Raw genomic sequence first — 16,489 nt, 5'->3', positions numbered from 1 at the left:
CACAGACCAGACTCCTCGGCTGCGACTGCTTCCTCTCCACCGTCCTGCTCGACGATCACGGCGCACCGCTCGATGCGAAACCCGGAAAACGATTGATCACCCCCGAACAGCGAGTGGCGTTGATCGCCCGAGACAGAGGCTGCGCGTTCCCGGGCTGCACATGTGTACCGGCCTGGACGGATGCGCACCATATCCGGCACTGGGCCAACGGCGGCCCGACGGTGATGAACAATCTGGTGCTGCTGTGCCGTTCGCACCACCGGTTGATGCACCGGAAATCAGGGTTCGTCGGGAAGTGGGCGATTCGGATCGGTGTCGACAACAAACCGTGGTTCATCCCGCCACCCTCGATCGACCCCGGACAGCAACCCAGGCCGGCGAACACCACCTTCAAAACCTGAGAGGTCAAACCTCTTTGGCGACAACAGAACACGGACCAGCGCCGCATCGAGGAGACCTCGATGCGGCGCCAAAAAACATGCTCAGCCCAAGTCGGCGACAATCCGCTCGGCGAGAGGCCGTGACGACGCCGGATTCTGACCGGTGTAGAGCTTGCGGTCCACCACGACATAAGGCGACCACGCCTCAGCCTTCGAGAATTTGCCGCCCAATTCGCGTAGGCGAGTTTCGAGCAGCCACGGAGCCTTGTCCGCCAGACCAGCCTGCGTCTCCTCTTCGTTGGTGAACGCGGTCAGCTGATAGCCGTCGAACAGCCAGCTTCCATCGGGTCTCTGGGCCGGCAGGAGTGCCGCCGGCGCGTGACAGACCGCCGAGACCACCTTGTCCGCGTCCAAGAAGTTCACGAGAAGCTCACCGAAGGATGCCGACACCGCAAGATCCTCCATCGGTCCATGTCCACCCGGTACAAAGACTACGTCGTAATCGGCAGCATCGGCGTTCTCCAAAATCTCCGGCGAATCGAGCACCGGCTGCAGATCGGCGATGTACTTGCGCATACGGTCGGCGCCTTCTTGCCCGCCGTTCACCTCGGGCGCCAGGCTTCCCTCGTCCACAACGGGAGCTTTACCGCCAGGCGTCGCGATCACGATCTCGTAGCCGGCGTCGACGAAAACGCGATGCGCCTCGACCAGTTCTTCCGCCCAGTACCCGGTCGGGTGGGGTGTTCCGTCCTTCAGCGTCCAGTGATCTGCAGAAGTGACCGCAAACAACAGCTTTGTCATCGCGCAACCTTTCGTCGGTAAAGGAACCCATTGGTGACAAGACACCATCTTCAAGGCCCGATCAATGAAATAACGTCCAGTCAGTGCAACACGCTGCCCTTGTGAGAATTCCTCACCACCGCAGAATCACGTCACCCGTCAGGTCCCGATCGGCTTGCCGAACAGTCCTGCGACGAGTTCACCGACCGCATCCACCCAGACTGGCCAGGTCCTCTGATCAAGCGCCATGGATCCAGCGTCGAAGGTGCTGCATCCCTGCTGAGCAGGCACACCAGCGAACCGATCACGAAGCCACAGTAGAGCACTCGGCAATGCGACGACTTCCATGCTGACGTGCTCACTGAAGTGGTCTCTGGTGTAAACGACACTCGCAGAAGGATCTTGGCAATAGGTATCGACAAGTTTGTTCACCGGGCCAACAGGCACCAACCAGTCGGGATTCGACTGATAAATGTACATCGGCACGTCAGGAACCGACTTACCCATGGCAGCTCGGGAGAGCGCAGCTCTCACCGTGGGGTGTTGGACGGGATCTCCCGGGACATCGAGGAAGCCCTTGATGTTGAGGAAGGGCACTGCAGCTGACGTCCAGAGCATGCACAGGTTGTCCTTGGCAGCGAAAAGCGCTCGGCCGGCAGGGTTTATGTGCTGATCGATGAAGCCTGCAAGTTCAGGATCTTCTCGGCTCACTCCGATTACACCGGCAGCGACGATCCCGGCCCCTAGAGCGTTGTTGGCATTGTCGAGCAAAGCGCCGAGATCCGCGGCAACACCACCTTCGGCGACTCCGACGATATTCAGTTCCGGCGCGTACGCCTGCCGTATTTCAGCTGCGTGACCAGTAGGAATCGATCCACCCGAGTAGCCGAGCAGCCCTACGCGAGTTGACCGCCCTTGTAGCTCCATGGGTTCGAAGTTCTCAGCAGCACGGATACCGTCGAGCGTGATCCGGGCCGCGACGGGGCCGGAGGCGAAGGAAGAATTGGGTCCCTGATGATCGGGCACCGACAATGCCCAACCCTGCGCCAGTGCCGCCTGCACTTCGAGGAATTGAGCCCCACCGGTCGCAGCGCCCGTCACCAGCCACGGCAACGCGCCTTGCTGCATGACATACGAAGGTGCGCAGTAGTTTCCGAGTGAATCCTCTGCCATCTGAAAGGACAGCAGCGGGCGCGGGCCTCCATCGCGAGTGTCGCCACGCGGCTTGATCACTGTGGTGACAGCAGGAATCGCCTCGCCCGCAGCATTATTGGATCGATACGAGATCTGCCACGCATCCACGTTGGTCGGAATCAGGTTGAGAGTACCGAGATTCACCGCACGAGCGGCGATGATCTCACCCGGTTCCCTGGATTCGACGACCTCGACAGGCGGTTCATAGAAGGCCTGGTCCAGTTCAGGCAAAGGCGGTGCGACCGCAGGCGGCAGGGCAGACTGGACCTGAATTTGGGCGGGAACACCTTCATCCGGTGCAGCTGAGGCAGGTGCCGAAAGTCCGATCTGCCCGATTACTGCAATCACGGCAATTGCGAGGCCCCCGCGTTTTCGGTCAGTTGTCCAGCGTCGTCCCATACCAATTCCTCCCCGGAAAAGCACAGATTGCCTTGTGTTGCCGCAGTTCTCATCACGAGCACACAAGTTAGATGCGAGTGTCTAACACATTGAGGACGAGAGTAGAGCGTTGTGGGCCGGATTACAATCCCCTGGTGTTCGTGACCTATTCGTCGGTGCGAAGGGGCGCGTCGTCGATCAACGCATTCAAGAGCACCGTCATCAGATCGACCAGTACCGACACGGGAGGACGAGGCTCCGCAGTGCTCCACTGGTGCACCAGCGCGGTAAGCGCGCCGATGAAGGCGGTGGACGCCCACCGGTAACCACCCGGCGGTTCGTAATCTTCGCCCACGATCCCTTTGATGATCGACTCGAAAAATGTTGCCCAGACCGAACGTTGGTCCACACGATGCTTTTCCACCCGGGGACTGACACCTACGACGTCGATGAAGGCAACGTGTGCGCGTCGTGGGTCACTTCCGACCGACTCGACGAAGGCGGCCATGGCCGTCGCTGCCTTGTCACGGAGATTGACCGAAGGCTCTGCATCGAGTGCGTCGACCATTGCAATTCTGGCGTCGAGTTGAATCTGGTCATACAGCGCGAGGAGTAGATCCTCGCGACTACCGAACTCGTCGTAGAACTGCCTTCTGGCCAGACTCGCGGACGCGCAGATATCCGCCACCGAACTTCCGGCATACCCCTGGTCTGCAAACACACTGAGAGCAGCATTCAAAAAGAGGGAACGGCGTTCGGCCTTCCGAGCCGCGACCGACCTTCCGCCGTAGTTTCTGTCTGTTTCAGCGATTGCCACGTCTGCCAGAGTATGCGGCATCGCGCCGCACACAAAACGCATCTGACCTGCTGCGAAGTTCCTTCACCACCACTACCGGCGCATCGGCACTGCAGCACGATCAGGCCAATACGAAGGCCACGGCAAAAAGTGTCCAGGCGGCAGCGAGAACCGTTGACGCCGCAGTAACTGCCCCGGTCACGGCAGGTCGAGTGCTGCGGTTGCGCGCGGCGATGATCCCGACCGTCATCAAAGTCAACGCCACCAGGAACGACAAAACCACGATTTTCACCAGCAACCCCTTCGACGACGGTCAACAGAACCGGAGACCATTTAGATAGTACACAAATAGATCGTGCATTAATTAAACTCAAAGTCCGTCAGGGAACTCTTGACAGAATTCAACAGCGCCTGTCAGGCTAGTCCTGACGAAAGGAGAACTTCTCATGGAAGACCTGATCGAACGCGCCCTGACTGCGAAGATCGAGACCGCCGCGATCACCACGGTCAACGCCGCGATCACCGAGGCCGGCACTCAGGCAGACAAGATTGTCGGAACAGATCCTTTACCTGGCAGCCCTGGGTGGGAGGCAGAACAGGACACCGACATCCCGGCGCAGCGTCAGATGGCGTGGCAGTTGGCCTGTTTCCGGATTCAGCTCGCCGCAGGTATCGATTCGACGGCAAGCGTCATGAGCCTGCGTAGATTCGGCGCAACATGGTCAACCATCGGCCGCGCTGCCGGAATGACCCGTCAGTCCGCGCATGAACGGTGGGGTCGACGTGTATCGGACATGCTCGATCCCTACGGAGTCGGGATGCCGCCCATGGTGCCCAATGATGATCCGACTCAGCCCTGACTATCAATCGCGCGACTAACAATCGCGTCACTACCGATCCGGCAGCAGCGCATCTGCTTTCGCGACCAGCACAGCGCGCTCACGCTCGTTCCCGGCCAGACGAGCCGCTTCGAGGAGTTCGGTTCTAGCCTCCTCGGATCGGCCGAGCTGACTGAGCAACTCCCCCCGAACGCTGGGAAGCAGGTGGTAGTCGGCCAGTTCACCTGAAGCGACAAGCTTGTCGACGAATTCGAGCGCAGGGCCAGGACCGTATGCCATGGATACCGCCGCCGCATGATTGAGGTCGACCACGGGCGATGGCGCCAGTTGCGCCAGAGCCTCGTAGAGGATGACTATTTTCTTCCAATCGGTGTCTTCGAAAGTTGCTGCTCGCGCATGACATTCGGCAATCGCCGCCTGCAGGCCGTACGGGCCTCGTCCACGCCCGACGGCGTCAGCTCGTTCCAGCGCGGCAAGCCCACGCGAGATCTGTAGGCGATCCCACCTCGTCCGATCCTGGTCAGCCAGCAGGATGGGCTCACCGGTCGAGGTTGTCCGAGCGCCGAATCTCGAGGCTGTCAGCTCCATCAAAGCGACAAGGCCGTGTACCTCGGACTCCCTGGGGACCAATTCGGCGAGTATTCGCGCGAGCCGCAGAGCCTCAGCACTGAGCTCCGCCCGCATCCACTCGCCCCCGGAACTGGCTGCATAGCCTTCGTTGAACACCAGGTACAGCACTCCGAGGACGGCGCTCAATCTGCTCGAAAACTCTTCTCGCCCTGGAACTTCGAAAACCGCTTTCGAGGCGGTCAGCGCCTTCTTCGCGCGGACTATCCGCTGCTGCACCGTCGCCGTCGGCGTGAGGAACGCTTTCGCAATCTCTTCCGTGGTCAAACCGCCCACCACTCGAAGCGTCAACGCCACCTGCGCTTTTCGATTCAACACGGGATGGCAGGCGATGAACATCAGGCGAAGGACATCGTCGTCGATGCGGTCCGGATCCCAGCTGACGTCGTCGAAATGTGAAGCGTCGTTCTCGAGTTCACGCGCAAAGTGGGCGTAGCGCTCGTCCAACCTCTCACGTCGTCGCCACCCGTCGATTGCTCGTCGTGTCGCCACAGATGTCAGCCAGGCAGCGGGGTTTCTCGGAACCCCCGTCGCGGGCCACTGCTCGACGGCTTCGAGCAGAGCCTGCGCGGCCAGATCCTCGGCGAGATCAAGATCTCCGACGGTGCGAGTCAACGTGGCGACAATCTTCGCGGATTCGATACGCCAGACCGCGTCGACAGCCTTTCTCGTTTCTTCTCGCACCGCCTCGTCGGTCATGGTTCAGCCTGCGACCGGACGATCGGTACCGAGCTCTTCACGCCAGCCGGCCTCTTTCTGGATGTACTCGTTGTCCTGATCGAAGTCCGACATCTCGCTCACGCGGCGTACCTCGAGCTTGCTTCCCGGCCCGAGCGGGCAGCGCTTCGCCCATTCCAAGGCTTCGTCTTTGGTCGACGTCTGAATGATCCAGAATCCCGAGAACAACTCCTTCGTCTCCCCGTACGGGCCATCGGAGACCAGCGGAGGATCGGACTCGAAATCGACGATGAATCCCTCCTCCATCGCCAGTCCCTCACCGGCCAGCAAGACACCTGCCTTGATCAGGGACTCGTTGTACTGCCCCATCGCCGCGATGATCTCGTCGAAGTCCATGTCCTTGGATGCTTCGATAGCCTCATCAGTGGAACGCATGATCAGCATGTACTTCATGAGAATCTCCTTCGTTCGTGGACCGCTCTGTTCGGTCCCTCTGCTTACACGTCGAACGGCGCACTCACCGATCGACAAACTTCCGAAACAATTTTCCGAGGACATAACCGCCGGTCGCGATACGCTGCCCACGGTATCGGCGGACGGGCCGGTCAGAAGTCGAGAAATCCCGGCACAACTTCGCGAACGAGCCCGGTCGCGTCAGAGCTCCCGTAGAAATACACCGACCCGTAACCGAATAGGTACTCCTCTACGAAATCGGGGTGGGACTCAGCAACCACCGGCCACCCCTCTTCGTTGATCTGGAACAGGAAGCTGTGTCCATCTGCCTCGACGGCATCGGCGTAGGACGGTTCGTTCTGAATGAGCACCGGTTGCGGAGCTATCAACACCAACGGCATCACCTCGTCGTCCGAGGGAATCCTGATCAACGCCGCGCTGCCAAGGCCCGCATGGCTGCCCGCCGATTCCGCACTTCGTGACGACGGCAAGTGCAGGACTGCCCTAACCCCGATGTCCGGGTATTCGAGGTCGTCGTCGCCGATGGAGAAACCTCGACGGATGAAGATCGAAAGCTCTCGCACGCCGAGCCACGGCGCCGTGTGTGCCTCGAGCGTCAGAAGGTACTCGTGCGACCGCAGAATCGCCTGACCAGCGAAAACCTGCGGAGGTCGTCCACCAATCCGTGCCCCACTATTCGAATCGCTCGAACCCACCCCGAGATGTACCCTGTCCACCGGCGTCATCCTAGGGAGATCCGACGGGTGTCGGAGGGAGACTCTCCGATTTCCTACAAGCCGCTGGTGACGTAGGACACAATCAGGCTCGATGATGGGTGCATGACAACATTCCCGACTCTCGACCCCGAACTCGCCGCGGCACTCACCATGCTCCCGAAGGTGGACTTCGCTGACCTCCCCAACGCACGGGCCACCTACGACGCTCTGGTCGGCACCATGTTGGCCGACCTGTCATTCGACGGAGTCTCGCTTCGTGAACTGTCGGCACCCGGCCTGGACGGCGATCCGGAGGTCACGATTCGTTTCTTCACCCCGGACAACACTGCCGGCCCTGTCCCCGTTCTGCTCTGGATCCATGGCGGCGGATTCGCAATCGGCACCGCAGAATCCAGCGATCCATTTTGCGTCGAGGTGGCGCGGGAACTCGGATTCGCCGTTGCGAACGTGGAGTACCGCCTCGCCCCCGAAACCCCCTTCCCCGGCCCCGTCGACGACTGCTACGCCGCACTCCTCTACATCCACGCCCATGCCGAGGAGCTGGGGGTCGATCCACGCCGCATCGCAGTGGGAGGGCAGAGCGCAGGCGGTGGACTGGCCGCAGGCACTGTCCTCAAAGCCCGTGACGAGGGCGTTGTGCCCGTGGCCTTCCAATTCCTCGAAATCCCTGAACTCGACGACCGCCTGGCGACGGTCTCGATGACGAACTTCGTCGACACCCCCTTGTGGCACCGCCCTAACGCCATCCTGTCGTGGAAGTACTATCTCGGCGAGTCGTATTCCGGTCCCGAAGATCCTGACGTGTCCATTTACGCTGCGCCGTCCCGGGCTACCGACCTCACCGGCCTGCCGCCGACCTACCTGTCCACCATGGAACTCGACCCGCTCCGCGACGAAGGAATCGAATACGCCCTTCGGCTGCTGCAAGCGGGAGTCAGCGTCGAATTGCACTCCTTCCCCGGAACCTTTCACGGGTCGGCACTGGTCGCGACCGCCGCGGTCAGCGAAAGAGGTGCCGCCGAAGCCCTCACTGCGCTCAGGAGAGGGTTGCGTTCGCTCTCGCCGGTCTCGTAGCGTTGCGAGATGCAAGGACTGATGTACCGGCTTGCCGAGCTCGATGCAGACTCGGCAGGCCTGGTACGTGTCATCGATTACTTCGACGCCCTCGTGCGGCACGGCTCCGACACCGCGTCTTTGCTTCGTGCGAGCGCGCAGTTGGCGGACTGCGTCGTGGGTATCGAGATCGTCGAGCGCGGCAGAAGCAAGAAGAATTTGCGCCGTTGCGATCCGCGCGGCCGATGGTCACCCGATCCTCAGCTCCCACCGAGCATGACCAGAAACATTGCCGTAGACGACGAGGTTCTCGGAACGGTATGGATCGAACGACCCGGGGCCAGCTTGCCACTCGACGAAATGCTCGTCGACCGGATGGCCCTGACCGCAGCGATAATTCTGCAACCGCGACGCCTGCCTACCGAAGCCGAGCACACTCGAAATCTGTTGTTCCCGATGGATGAACTCGCGGTGCTCACCTCCTGCGCCGGTCTCGGTATCGAACCCCATACCCCAGTCCGTGTAATGGCAACCAAGGCAGTCTCAGGCACGGCCGAAGGTGCTGCACACCTTGTCATTTCGCCAGATTACAAACCTGGCAAAGCCACTGGGATAGACGCTGACGGCGAGTATCTGAATCTCGTGACGGGTTCGTTCGCGGCGACACCCGAGCTGTCCGAGGCCGCGCTGTCGTCATTCATTCGCGCCGGAATATCTTTGACTGCTCCCGCTTCCGAAGTGAGCACAATACTGAGCACTGCACGATTCGCTCGTACACAGGCGTCGGCAACAACACCGATCGTGAACGCCGACGATCTCGGCGCCCTCAACCTCTTGGCGCCGGGACCACACATCGATCACTCGCGAATACCGGATCTGGTTCGTGCCGAAGAGATCGGCGATACCAAACAGGGGTTAGAACTACTCGAAACCTTGAGGTCATACCTGCAGTCCGGAACCTTGAGGGCCGCAGCAGATTCCATGCATCTTCACCACAGCAGCGTCGCGCACCGATTGGCGAAACTGTCCCAGCACGTCGGATTCCACGTCGATTCCATCGAGAACCGAGCACGCGCAACGGCCATGATGCTGGTCCTCGATGGCGGATAGGACCCACCGCGCATCACAGGTACTACACAGTGGTTGACGATCTTTCGCGTTCAGCGAGCGCAACAAACGGCGCAAGCGCCGGATTCGGATTATCCGGCCGGTAGGTCACTGCCACGTCGAGAGTTGGTTGCTCACCGGCGATCTCACATAGATGGACACCCGGGATGCGGAGCATCCGCGCTCTGCCCTGGGGGATCGGCGCAATACCCACCCCGTCCGAGACGGCATGCAGCACCTGCTCGTCGTCGGCCTCGAATCGAACGATGCTGGGCGCCCCGTTTGGCCAAAGTTGTTCGAGCGTACGCAAATACATCCCCGGGGCGTTGGCCTCCGGCCAGAACACAACGGGGACATCCACCAGATCTCCGAGTTCGAGCGTCGCTCGACCACCGAACGGATGATCCACGGGAACAGCGACCAGGATAGGTTCGGTATCGAGGACGATCAGGGGAAGTTCTCGATCGTCTTCATCGAGCGGCGGGCGAACAACCGCGATGTCGACGGCTCCGGTTCGGACGAGGTCGACAGTCTGCGCCGAAGTGCCACGATGAACGACAACTTCGACGCCCGGGTAGAGCCTTCGATAGGTGCTGACCAGATCCGCGACTGCGCCGCCCGCCCACGAACGGGTGTACGCGATGCGCAGTTCTCCGTCCACACCGCGCGCGGCCAACCGAATTCGTTCGACAGCCCGGTCCGCACACCCGATCAAAAAGCGCGCCTCTCGTACCGCCACCTTGCCGGCTTCCGTGAAGGTGAACTGCGGACCCCGACGATCCACCAGCGGAACTCCGAGTTCGCGCTCGAGAACCTTGATCTGTTGACTGAGGGCCGATTGCGCGACGTGGACGTTCGCAGCGGCTCGAGTGAAGCTCCCATGATCCGACAGAGCGATCAGATAACGGGCACGCTGCAGGTTCATACGGCGATTATAAGAAAAACAGATGGTGGTGTCACTACTTGGTCTTGGACACGGCATCACCTGAGGTCGGAGGATCGAGTTCACGTTGATCCACCGTCTGTCTCCCGAAAATTGTCACCCGAACGATCACAAGGTTGCACATGAATCCCCGAGCACTCACTGAACCTGCAACAGACGCGAGGCTTATCGACGCCCTCGCAGAGATCGTCGGCCACACGCATGTGCTTACCGATCCCGAACTGATCGAGGGCTACACACGTGACTGGACGGGACGTTGGATCGGCGACGCGATCGCGGTCATCCGCCCCGGCAACACCTCCGAAGTGTCTGCGGTTCTTCGAGCATGCTTCGACGCGGGGGTTCCCGTCACACCGCAAGGCGGCAACACCGGACTGGTCGGTGGTGGAATCGCCTCGGCTGGGTCCGTGGTGCTGAGTACCAGGCGTCTGGAAACGATCGAAGCCGTCGACCCCATCGGTCGGACAATCGCAGCCGGCGCCGGCGTGACCGTTGCTCGCGCCGACCTGGCGGCATCGGCACACGGTCTCCGCTTCGGAATCGATTTGGCATCAAAGGAATCCGCGACACTCGGCGGCATCGTCGCAACCAACGCCGGTGGGACGCGCATGGTCCGATACGGAAATACACGCGCACAGATACTCGGTATCGAAGCCGTGCTCGCGGACGGTTCGGTACTGAGTAGATGGACTCCACTCGTCAAAGACAATGTCGGATACGATATTCCAGGACTTCTCGCCGGCAGCGAGGGAACGCTCGCAGTCATCACCAAGGTCCTGATGAAGCTGGTCACCCCGGCGACCGACACCCAGGTCGTGCTCGCGGGTGTACGCGAAGTCGATCAAGCGCTTCATTTGTGTAATCGCGTGCGTCAGAGCGGATTGACCGTCGAAGCCGCCGAGATCATGACCGACGACGGCATCTCCCTCGTCTGCGCACACACCGATGCCCGTCGCCCGTTCGGCACCCCTTCACCGATGTACACACTCATCGAGGTGTCATCACCGCGCGAAACGGAAGAGTCGCTCCTCGAAGTACTCTCCGACTCTGCCGACCTCATCGAGGACGCGACGGCCGAGCCTGGGCCGGCTCGAAAACTGTGGACTCTGCGGGAAAGCCATACCGAAAGCATCAGCGCGTCGTCGACGACGCCGGTAGTCAAGCTCGACATCTCCGTCCCCTTGTCCGTGATGGGAATGTTCATCGACAACCTCCGAGAAAGCCTGGCACAACGATTCCCCCTCGTGCGGCCAATCCTGTTCGGGCACTTCGCCGACGGAAACATTCATGTGAACCTTCTGGATGCCGAGCCGAGGGTCGCACACGAACTGACCGATACGGTGTTCCGACTCGTCGCCGTCCACCATGGAAGCATCAGCGCCGAGCACGGGATAGGCCGCGCGAAGTCGCCGTGGATATCGCTGGGGCGCACTGAAACCGACATCGCCGCAATGCAGTTGATCAAATCGTCCTGGGATCCCCGTGGAATCCTCAACCCTGGAATACTGTTGCCGGAAAAAGTCGGGTAAGCAAAAGGGGTCTCATGCAGGATCTTTACGTCGTCACTCATCCTCATGCCGAACACACAGCGCAGGACGTAGTCGGCGGTTGGCACAATTCGGTTCTCACCCCCGCTGGTCGGCGCGATGCAGGTTTGATCGCCGAAGCGCTGAAACGACGACGCACAGGAACTTCGCGCCCGGTCCGCATCACCTCGTCCGACCTCAATCGTTGCACCGAGACATCCACGATCATCGCCCGGACACTCGATGCTCCGGCGACAACGGATTCACGATTGCGCGAAATCAGCTTCGGCGAAGCCGAAGGACGCCCGAACTCGTGGCTGGCCCAGCGGCAGGTCCCGGCCCCTGACAACAACCGCCTCGATCACCGTGGCCCCGTTGCCGGTGCCGAGACCCGCCGCGACATCGCATCAAGGGTTCACGAGTGCATGTGCGAACTGATGGACGATCTCGATCACGATCACATCGTCGTAACCCACGGCTTTGCACACACATTCGTCGTCTCCGCCTGGCTACAGATTCCCGTCGAAGCCGCAGGATTTGCGACCTTCGCGACCACCCCGGGTGCAATCACACATCTCCGACACGACGACTACTGGCGCAACCGAACCCTCGTGCAACTAGCTGATACGACGCACCTGGACTGTGGCACGATGGCCTGATGCGCCATGTCTCCGACAACGAACGCCGTGCTCGCATAGGAGTACGTCATGCGCTGGAGCCAATGTTTCACGTCGATTCGCCGGAAGCTGCCACGCGGGCGATGACGGTACTGCACGCCACCGAGTCAGCGACGGTCTATCTGTCTTGCTGGGCGAGGGTTCGGTCCGTGGACGCCGCCGACGTCGACCGCGCCCTGTACGACCAACGCAGTCTCGTGAAGCAATTGGCAATGCGCCGCACACTCTTCACCTTTCCCCGCGACTTGCTGCCGGCCGCGTGGTCGAGCGCGTCCGCCCGCGTCGCGAACACCGAGCGGGCACGAATGGCCAAGGATGTCGTCAAGGCCGGACTCGCCGTCGACGGCAACGACTGGCTCGATCGCACACGGACGGAAGTGCTGAAGTTGCTCACCGATAGGCCTGAAGGGCTTTCAGCGGTAGAGATTCGTCAGGCCGTGCCGATGATAGACGTCAAGGTCGAGGGTTCGGCAGGTGAAATCTGGTCGGCACCCAGGGTTCTCACGCATCTCGGGGCGACCGCAGACATCATGCGCGGCACCAACACCGCCCGCTTCCCCGTCTCACGCCCACTGTGGACTCTCACTCGACACTGGCTCGACGACGCCCCCGTCGATCTCGAATCTGCAGACGGCTATCGAGAAATAGTCCGCCGTTGGCTCTACACCTTCGGACCGGGCACGGAAGACGACATCGTCTGGTGGCTGGGCTCGACGAAGACGGTCGTCCGGGCCGCCCTCGCCGAACTCGACGCCGTTGCAGTCTCACTCGACGGAGGCGACACCGGCTGGTTGCTACCCGATGACGTCGCCACGGTGCCTGATCCAGGTCCTTGGGTGGCACTCCTACCGGTGCTCGACCCGACGATCATGGGGTGGAAGAACCGTGACTTCTACCTCGGCCCGCACCGCAACCAACTCTTCGACACCCGCGGTAATGCCGGCACCACCGCTTGGGTCGACGGTCGCGTCGTAGGGTGCTGGATCCAAGACGAAACCGGTGTGGTGCACGTCCGATTGCTCGAGACCGTGTCAGCGTCTGCGCGACGTTCTCTCGATGCCGAGGCGGCGCGCCTCACCGAGTGGCTGGGCGGCGTCAGAATCGGCACGGGGTACGTCTCACGGGCTATGAAGCAGGCGGCTGAAATTGCTGGAGCCACGCCTTGACTATGTGACCAGAACACTGTTCTAGCTGGTCTTTCTGCTAACGCCATCCATACGCGGCAAGGCAACCATCGACAAGTGTACGAAACGTACAGTACACTTCGAACTTCACCGATTGACCGATCTAGGAGGATCCATGGAAGGTCAAGCAGTTCGTGAATACGGTGCGTACATCGATGGAGCGTTCCGAGCCATCGGCACATCCACCTTCGAGGCGCGTGACGCCGCTTCCGGCGCTCTACTCGCCACACTGTCCCGATGCGGGGCAGAAAAAATCAATGATGCGGTCGAAGCCGCCAGGCGGGCATTTCCTGCATGGGCGAACCTGACCACTGAAGAACGATCCGCAAAAATCTTGCAGTTTGCCGCGCTCGTGGAGGATCGAACCGAAGAGCTTGCCCAACTCGAGTGCAGGGATACCGGGCGGCATATCAGGGAGATGCGAGAGGACTATCGAGCCGCCGTCTCACACCTGCGATACTTTGCGTCAATCTCGTTGGCCCACCATGGCTTCGGCCGCGAGTTGGCATCGGGATACCTGGTCGCGAAGCGAGTGCCATTGGGCGTATGTGGACAGATCATTCCCTGGAATGATCCCGTGGTGATGACGGCATTCAAGATCGCGCCGGCTCTCGCAGCCGGAAACACCGTCGTACTCAAACCTGATGAAAATGCCTGTGTTTCAGTCATGGAGCTGGCCAGGATCGCCGCCGACGTGTTTCCCGCAGGCGTTTTCAATGTTGTCCCTGGTCTTGGCGAGGAAGCCGGCGCAGCCTTGATAGACCATCCGAAGGTCAGCAAACTCGCTTTCACCGGAAGCACCGAAGTCGGCCGACTCGTGGCACACGCCGCAGCATCCCGGCTGATCTCGACCACTCTCGAACTCGGCGGCAAGAGTCCCAGCATCGTGTTTCCTGATATCGAGGACATCGATGCAGTGGTCGCCGATGCCACCGCGGGTGTCCTCATGTGCAACGGCCAATCCTGCCTGGCCGGAACACGTCTCTTCATCCACGAGGATATCTATGACGCCTTCGTGGAAAAACTCGTCGCAGGATTCCGATCATTGCGAGTCGGGCCGCCACTCGAGGAGGACACCGAACTGAGTGGATTAATCCACAAGGAACATGCCGATCGTGTGATCTCGATGATCAATTCCGGAATCGAAGAAGGCGCACAAGTACTTACCGGCGGCAACCGAACAGTAGTGCCGGGATTCGAAGCCGGAAACTTCGTCGAACCGACAATTCTGGAGGTCACGAACTCGATGCGAATTGCGCAGGACGAAATCTTCGGGCCTGTTTTGTGCGTCCTCAAGTGGAACAATTACGAGCAAGTGATCACAGAAGCCAACGACACTCCATACGGACTCGCTGCTGGGATCTATACCTCAAACCTGAAGAACGCCATGGAAACCGCGGACCATCTCGATGCGGGCTGCGTCTGGATCAATCAGTACTTCAATCTGGGAGGCGGCGTCCCCTTCGGCGGATTCAAGGAAAGCGGTCTCGGGCGAGAGTTCTGCCTCGAGACGCTCAACGAATACACCCAACTCAAATCCATCACTGTCGCCACGTCGACGCCCACGACAAACCAAGGAAACACACATTGAATATCTCGGGAAATACCATCTTCATTGCCGGCGGAACCTCCGGTATCGGACTCGCACTTGCAGTGGGCCTGCAGAACGAGGGGAACAATGTAATCATCGGTGGGCGGCGATCCGCTCTGCTGCAAGAGATCTCGGACAAGTACTCGGGCATCGGCACTGTCGTCATCGATGTGGACGACCCGAAATCCATTCGAACGGCGTATGAATCCGTAACGGAGGACTTTCCCGATCTGAACGTCCTTGTGACGATGTCGGGAATCATGTACCCGGAGGACCTGAAGAACCCGGACTTCCTCGACGTCGCCGAACGAACGATCACGACGAACCTACTCGGCACTATTCGACTGGTCGGCCAGTTCATTCCGCATCTGTTGACGAAGCCGACCGCCACCATCGCCACTGTGTCATCCGCCGTCGGCTTCGTCCCACTTCCCATCACGCCCACGTACAACGCCACGAAAGCTGCCGTTCATCTCTTCACCGAGAGCATGCGCGTTCAACTCGCCGATACTTCGATCCAGTGCATCGAACTCATCCCACCGGGCGTCCGCACCACACTGATGAACCAGGAGAACTCGGAATCGGCTCTACCCCTTGATGATTACATCGAAGAAACCATTGCTCTACTGAAAGCTGACGACAACGCCACAGAGATTGTGGTCGAAGCGGCCAAGCCACTTCGTCATGCCGAGATCAACGGTGAGTACCAGAACGTGCTGAAAATGCTCAGCTGACAGTGCCGAGTTGACACACATCGCGCAACGCTGGAGAGGGCAGTACCCTCTCCAGCGCAAAGGATTTCAGCGAATATCCCGCTTAGACACCGTTCCGGAGTCCACGAACTGCATGATCGATGATCGAGCGCACCGTGTTGTCGTCGATACTCGCGTGCCCCACCAACATCCGGTAGATCAAGGGACCGAAGAAGAGATCGATCGCTTCCTCGATCTCGATGTCGTCGCGGAAGTATCCGGACTCAACACATCGTCGAATCAGTTCGGCGAAGCCGCGACGACGTTCGTCGAGGAAGAAGGTACGGAAGTATGCAGCCGTCGTCGGGTCGTTGGCACACGCGCCGACAAGTTCGGCAAAGATCGACCCGAGTGGACCTCGGTAGAACCTTCCGATGTCCTCGAGGTAATCGTTCAAATCGTCTTGCGCACTGTTGGTCTCCGGAAACGTCAAGTGCCGGTCCATGAGCGCACCGAACGCTTCAGCGGCGATCGCCTGCCGCGACGGCCAGTGCCGATACAGCGTTACTTTGCTGACGCCCGATTGCTCGGAGATCGCATCGATGGTCGCCGCCTTCATTCCCCCGGATTTCAGAAGCGCTTCCGCTGACCGAAGGGCCTTCTCGTGGGCCGCCTCGCTACGTGCACCGCTCGGAGGAGTGAGCAGTCCAGCCTGGGCGCCGGCCGAGTCTCGAAACACGCCGTCATCGGGAGCGCGCTTACCCATGTCCACTCCTTCGTCCTTCAAGACCGTGCAGCACAGAACATTTCCCGGAATCGGACGACCCGGAACAGCCCAAGGCAGCAGCTCGTCG

Annotated in this window: 18 protein-coding genes; 9 read left to right on the top strand and 9 right to left on the bottom strand. The window is 60.4% G+C overall.

Features of this window, described 5'->3' with window-relative positions; genetic code table 11:
* On the top strand, nucleotides 1–401 hold a 401-nt coding region (locus ABH939_RS23680; RefSeq protein ID WP_404650229.1), incomplete at its 5' end, for an HNH endonuclease signature motif containing protein.
* 81 nt (nucleotides 402–482) lie between these two features.
* Here ABH939_RS23680 and ABH939_RS23675 read toward each other — a convergent pair.
* From ABH939_RS23675 to ABH939_RS23660, 4 genes are all read right to left on the bottom strand, one after another.
* Nucleotides 483–1,181 carry a type 1 glutamine amidotransferase domain-containing protein gene (locus tag ABH939_RS23675; protein WP_030537402.1) on the bottom strand — a complete coding sequence of 233 codons (699 nt, stop codon included), beginning with the start codon at nucleotides 1,179–1,181 and terminating at the stop codon, nucleotides 483–485.
* A gap of 138 nt (nucleotides 1,182–1,319) precedes the next feature.
* On the bottom strand, nucleotides 1,320–2,753 hold the full coding sequence (locus tag ABH939_RS23670; protein ID WP_404650228.1) for a lipase family protein: 1,434 nt from the start codon (nucleotides 2,751–2,753) through the stop codon (nucleotides 1,320–1,322).
* A 145-nt stretch (nucleotides 2,754–2,898) separates the two neighbouring features.
* A complete protein-coding gene (locus tag ABH939_RS23665; protein WP_080712795.1) occupies nucleotides 2,899–3,591 on the bottom strand; it encodes a TetR/AcrR family transcriptional regulator in 693 nt (230 codons plus the stop codon).
* Nucleotides 3,592–3,649: 58 nt separating this feature from the next.
* The gene (locus ABH939_RS23660; protein WP_007735738.1) at nucleotides 3,650–3,820 is read right to left on the bottom strand and encodes a hypothetical protein; all 171 of its coding nucleotides are present in this window, start codon (nucleotides 3,818–3,820) and stop codon (nucleotides 3,650–3,652) included.
* A gap of 154 nt (nucleotides 3,821–3,974) precedes the next feature.
* Between ABH939_RS23660 and ABH939_RS23655 the strand changes: the two genes are divergently transcribed.
* Nucleotides 3,975–4,388 carry a hypothetical protein gene (locus ABH939_RS23655; protein WP_042448201.1) on the top strand — a complete coding sequence of 138 codons (414 nt, stop codon included), beginning with the start codon at nucleotides 3,975–3,977 and terminating at the stop codon, nucleotides 4,386–4,388.
* Between the two features lie 30 nt (nucleotides 4,389–4,418).
* On the opposite strand, the gene ABH939_RS23650 is transcribed toward ABH939_RS23655, so the two are convergent.
* The 3 genes from ABH939_RS23650 to ABH939_RS23640 all read right to left on the bottom strand — a co-directional run bounded on the left by ABH939_RS23650 (nucleotide 4,419) and on the right by ABH939_RS23640 (nucleotide 6,871).
* Entirely contained in the window at nucleotides 4,419–5,693 is a 1,275-nt protein-coding gene (locus ABH939_RS23650) for an RNA polymerase sigma factor (protein WP_404650227.1), read from the bottom strand.
* Between the two features lie 3 nt (nucleotides 5,694–5,696).
* Nucleotides 5,697–6,125 (bottom strand): YciI family protein, encoded by a 429-nt coding sequence (locus ABH939_RS23645; RefSeq protein WP_007735729.1) that lies wholly within the window; start codon nucleotides 6,123–6,125, stop codon nucleotides 5,697–5,699.
* A 152-nt stretch (nucleotides 6,126–6,277) separates the two neighbouring features.
* A complete protein-coding gene (locus ABH939_RS23640; protein WP_030537406.1) occupies nucleotides 6,278–6,871 on the bottom strand; it encodes a hypothetical protein in 594 nt (197 codons plus the stop codon).
* Between the two features lie 93 nt (nucleotides 6,872–6,964).
* Here ABH939_RS23640 and ABH939_RS23635 point away from each other — a divergent pair, with 93 nt between their 5' ends.
* Both ABH939_RS23635 and ABH939_RS23630 read left to right on the top strand, forming a co-directional pair.
* Nucleotides 6,965–7,936, top strand: coding sequence for an alpha/beta hydrolase (locus ABH939_RS23635; protein ID WP_007735725.1), 972 nt, complete (start codon nucleotides 6,965–6,967; stop codon nucleotides 7,934–7,936).
* A 9-nt stretch (nucleotides 7,937–7,945) separates the two neighbouring features.
* Nucleotides 7,946–9,025 (top strand): helix-turn-helix domain-containing protein, encoded by a 1,080-nt coding sequence (locus ABH939_RS23630; protein WP_223304474.1) that lies wholly within the window; start codon nucleotides 7,946–7,948, stop codon nucleotides 9,023–9,025.
* A gap of 22 nt (nucleotides 9,026–9,047) precedes the next feature.
* On the opposite strand, the gene ABH939_RS23625 is transcribed toward ABH939_RS23630, so the two are convergent.
* Nucleotides 9,048–9,947, bottom strand: a complete 900-nt coding sequence (locus ABH939_RS23625; RefSeq protein ID WP_058226801.1) for a LysR family transcriptional regulator — start codon at nucleotides 9,945–9,947, stop codon at nucleotides 9,048–9,050.
* Between the two features lie 140 nt (nucleotides 9,948–10,087).
* Here ABH939_RS23625 and ABH939_RS23620 point away from each other — a divergent pair, with 140 nt between their 5' ends.
* The 5 genes from ABH939_RS23620 to ABH939_RS23600 all read left to right on the top strand — a co-directional run bounded on the left by ABH939_RS23620 (nucleotide 10,088) and on the right by ABH939_RS23600 (nucleotide 15,677).
* Nucleotides 10,088–11,494 (top strand): FAD-binding oxidoreductase, encoded by a 1,407-nt coding sequence (locus tag ABH939_RS23620; RefSeq protein ID WP_404650226.1) that lies wholly within the window; start codon nucleotides 10,088–10,090, stop codon nucleotides 11,492–11,494.
* A gap of 14 nt (nucleotides 11,495–11,508) precedes the next feature.
* Nucleotides 11,509–12,150 carry a histidine phosphatase family protein gene (locus tag ABH939_RS23615; RefSeq protein WP_054188302.1) on the top strand — a complete coding sequence of 214 codons (642 nt, stop codon included), beginning with the start codon at nucleotides 11,509–11,511 and terminating at the stop codon, nucleotides 12,148–12,150.
* Nucleotides 12,151–12,212: 62 nt separating this feature from the next.
* The gene (locus ABH939_RS23610) at nucleotides 12,213–13,334 is read left to right on the top strand and encodes a winged helix DNA-binding domain-containing protein (RefSeq protein ID WP_404650225.1); all 1,122 of its coding nucleotides are present in this window, start codon (nucleotides 12,213–12,215) and stop codon (nucleotides 13,332–13,334) included.
* 133 nt (nucleotides 13,335–13,467) lie between these two features.
* The gene (locus ABH939_RS23605) at nucleotides 13,468–14,943 is read left to right on the top strand and encodes an aldehyde dehydrogenase family protein (protein WP_404650224.1); all 1,476 of its coding nucleotides are present in this window, start codon (nucleotides 13,468–13,470) and stop codon (nucleotides 14,941–14,943) included.
* Nucleotides 14,940–15,677, top strand: coding sequence for an SDR family oxidoreductase (locus ABH939_RS23600; RefSeq protein WP_285181599.1), 738 nt, complete (start codon nucleotides 14,940–14,942; stop codon nucleotides 15,675–15,677). The genes ABH939_RS23605 and ABH939_RS23600 overlap by 4 nt, the downstream gene beginning before the upstream one ends.
* Nucleotides 15,678–15,759: 82 nt before the next feature.
* Here the strand turns inward: ABH939_RS23600 and ABH939_RS23595 are convergent, their stop codons facing one another.
* Entirely contained in the window at nucleotides 15,760–16,401 is a 642-nt protein-coding gene (locus tag ABH939_RS23595) for a TetR/AcrR family transcriptional regulator (RefSeq protein WP_404650223.1), read from the bottom strand.
* Nucleotides 16,402–16,489 lie beyond the last annotated feature (88 nt).

It is taken from the genome of Rhodococcus sp. 27YEA6 (assembly GCF_044908235.1).
In the GTDB taxonomy this organism is placed as follows: domain Bacteria; phylum Actinomycetota; class Actinomycetes; order Mycobacteriales; family Mycobacteriaceae; genus Rhodococcus_F; species Rhodococcus_F qingshengii.
The sequence above is the reverse complement of the archived record's forward strand: the minus strand, read 5'-3'. Positions and strand labels throughout refer to the sequence as shown.

Excerpts from the sequence above, each read along its gene's own strand:
- ABH939_RS23670 (WP_404650228.1), bottom strand. The coding sequence starts at position 2,753 with ATGGGACGACGCTGGACAACTGACCGAAAACGCGGGGGCCTCGCAATT.
- ABH939_RS23665 (WP_080712795.1), bottom strand. The coding sequence starts at position 3,591 with ATGCGTTTTGTGTGCGGCGCGATGCCGCATACTCTGGCAGACGTGGCA.
- ABH939_RS23620 (WP_404650226.1), top strand. The coding sequence starts at position 10,088 with ATGAATCCCCGAGCACTCACTGAACCTGCAACAGACGCGAGGCTTATC.
- ABH939_RS23615 (WP_054188302.1), top strand. The coding sequence starts at position 11,509 with ATGCAGGATCTTTACGTCGTCACTCATCCTCATGCCGAACACACAGCG.
- ABH939_RS23630 (WP_223304474.1), top strand. The coding sequence starts at position 7,946 with ATGCAAGGACTGATGTACCGGCTTGCCGAGCTCGATGCAGACTCGGCA.
- ABH939_RS23650 (WP_404650227.1), bottom strand. The coding sequence starts at position 5,693 with ATGACCGACGAGGCGGTGCGAGAAGAAACGAGAAAGGCTGTCGACGCG.
- ABH939_RS23675 (WP_030537402.1), bottom strand. The coding sequence starts at position 1,181 with ATGACAAAGCTGTTGTTTGCGGTCACTTCTGCAGATCACTGGACGCTG.
- ABH939_RS23605 (WP_404650224.1), top strand. The coding sequence starts at position 13,468 with ATGGAAGGTCAAGCAGTTCGTGAATACGGTGCGTACATCGATGGAGCG.
- ABH939_RS23655 (WP_042448201.1), top strand. The coding sequence starts at position 3,975 with ATGGAAGACCTGATCGAACGCGCCCTGACTGCGAAGATCGAGACCGCC.
- ABH939_RS23645 (WP_007735729.1), bottom strand. The coding sequence starts at position 6,125 with ATGAAGTACATGCTGATCATGCGTTCCACTGATGAGGCTATCGAAGCA.
- ABH939_RS23610 (WP_404650225.1), top strand. The coding sequence starts at position 12,213 with ATGTTTCACGTCGATTCGCCGGAAGCTGCCACGCGGGCGATGACGGTA.
- ABH939_RS23640 (WP_030537406.1), bottom strand. The coding sequence starts at position 6,871 with ATGACGCCGGTGGACAGGGTACATCTCGGGGTGGGTTCGAGCGATTCG.
- ABH939_RS23625 (WP_058226801.1), bottom strand. The coding sequence starts at position 9,947 with ATGAACCTGCAGCGTGCCCGTTATCTGATCGCTCTGTCGGATCATGGG.
- ABH939_RS23595 (WP_404650223.1), bottom strand. The coding sequence starts at position 16,401 with ATGGGTAAGCGCGCTCCCGATGACGGCGTGTTTCGAGACTCGGCCGGC.
- ABH939_RS23635 (WP_007735725.1), top strand. The coding sequence starts at position 6,965 with ATGACAACATTCCCGACTCTCGACCCCGAACTCGCCGCGGCACTCACC.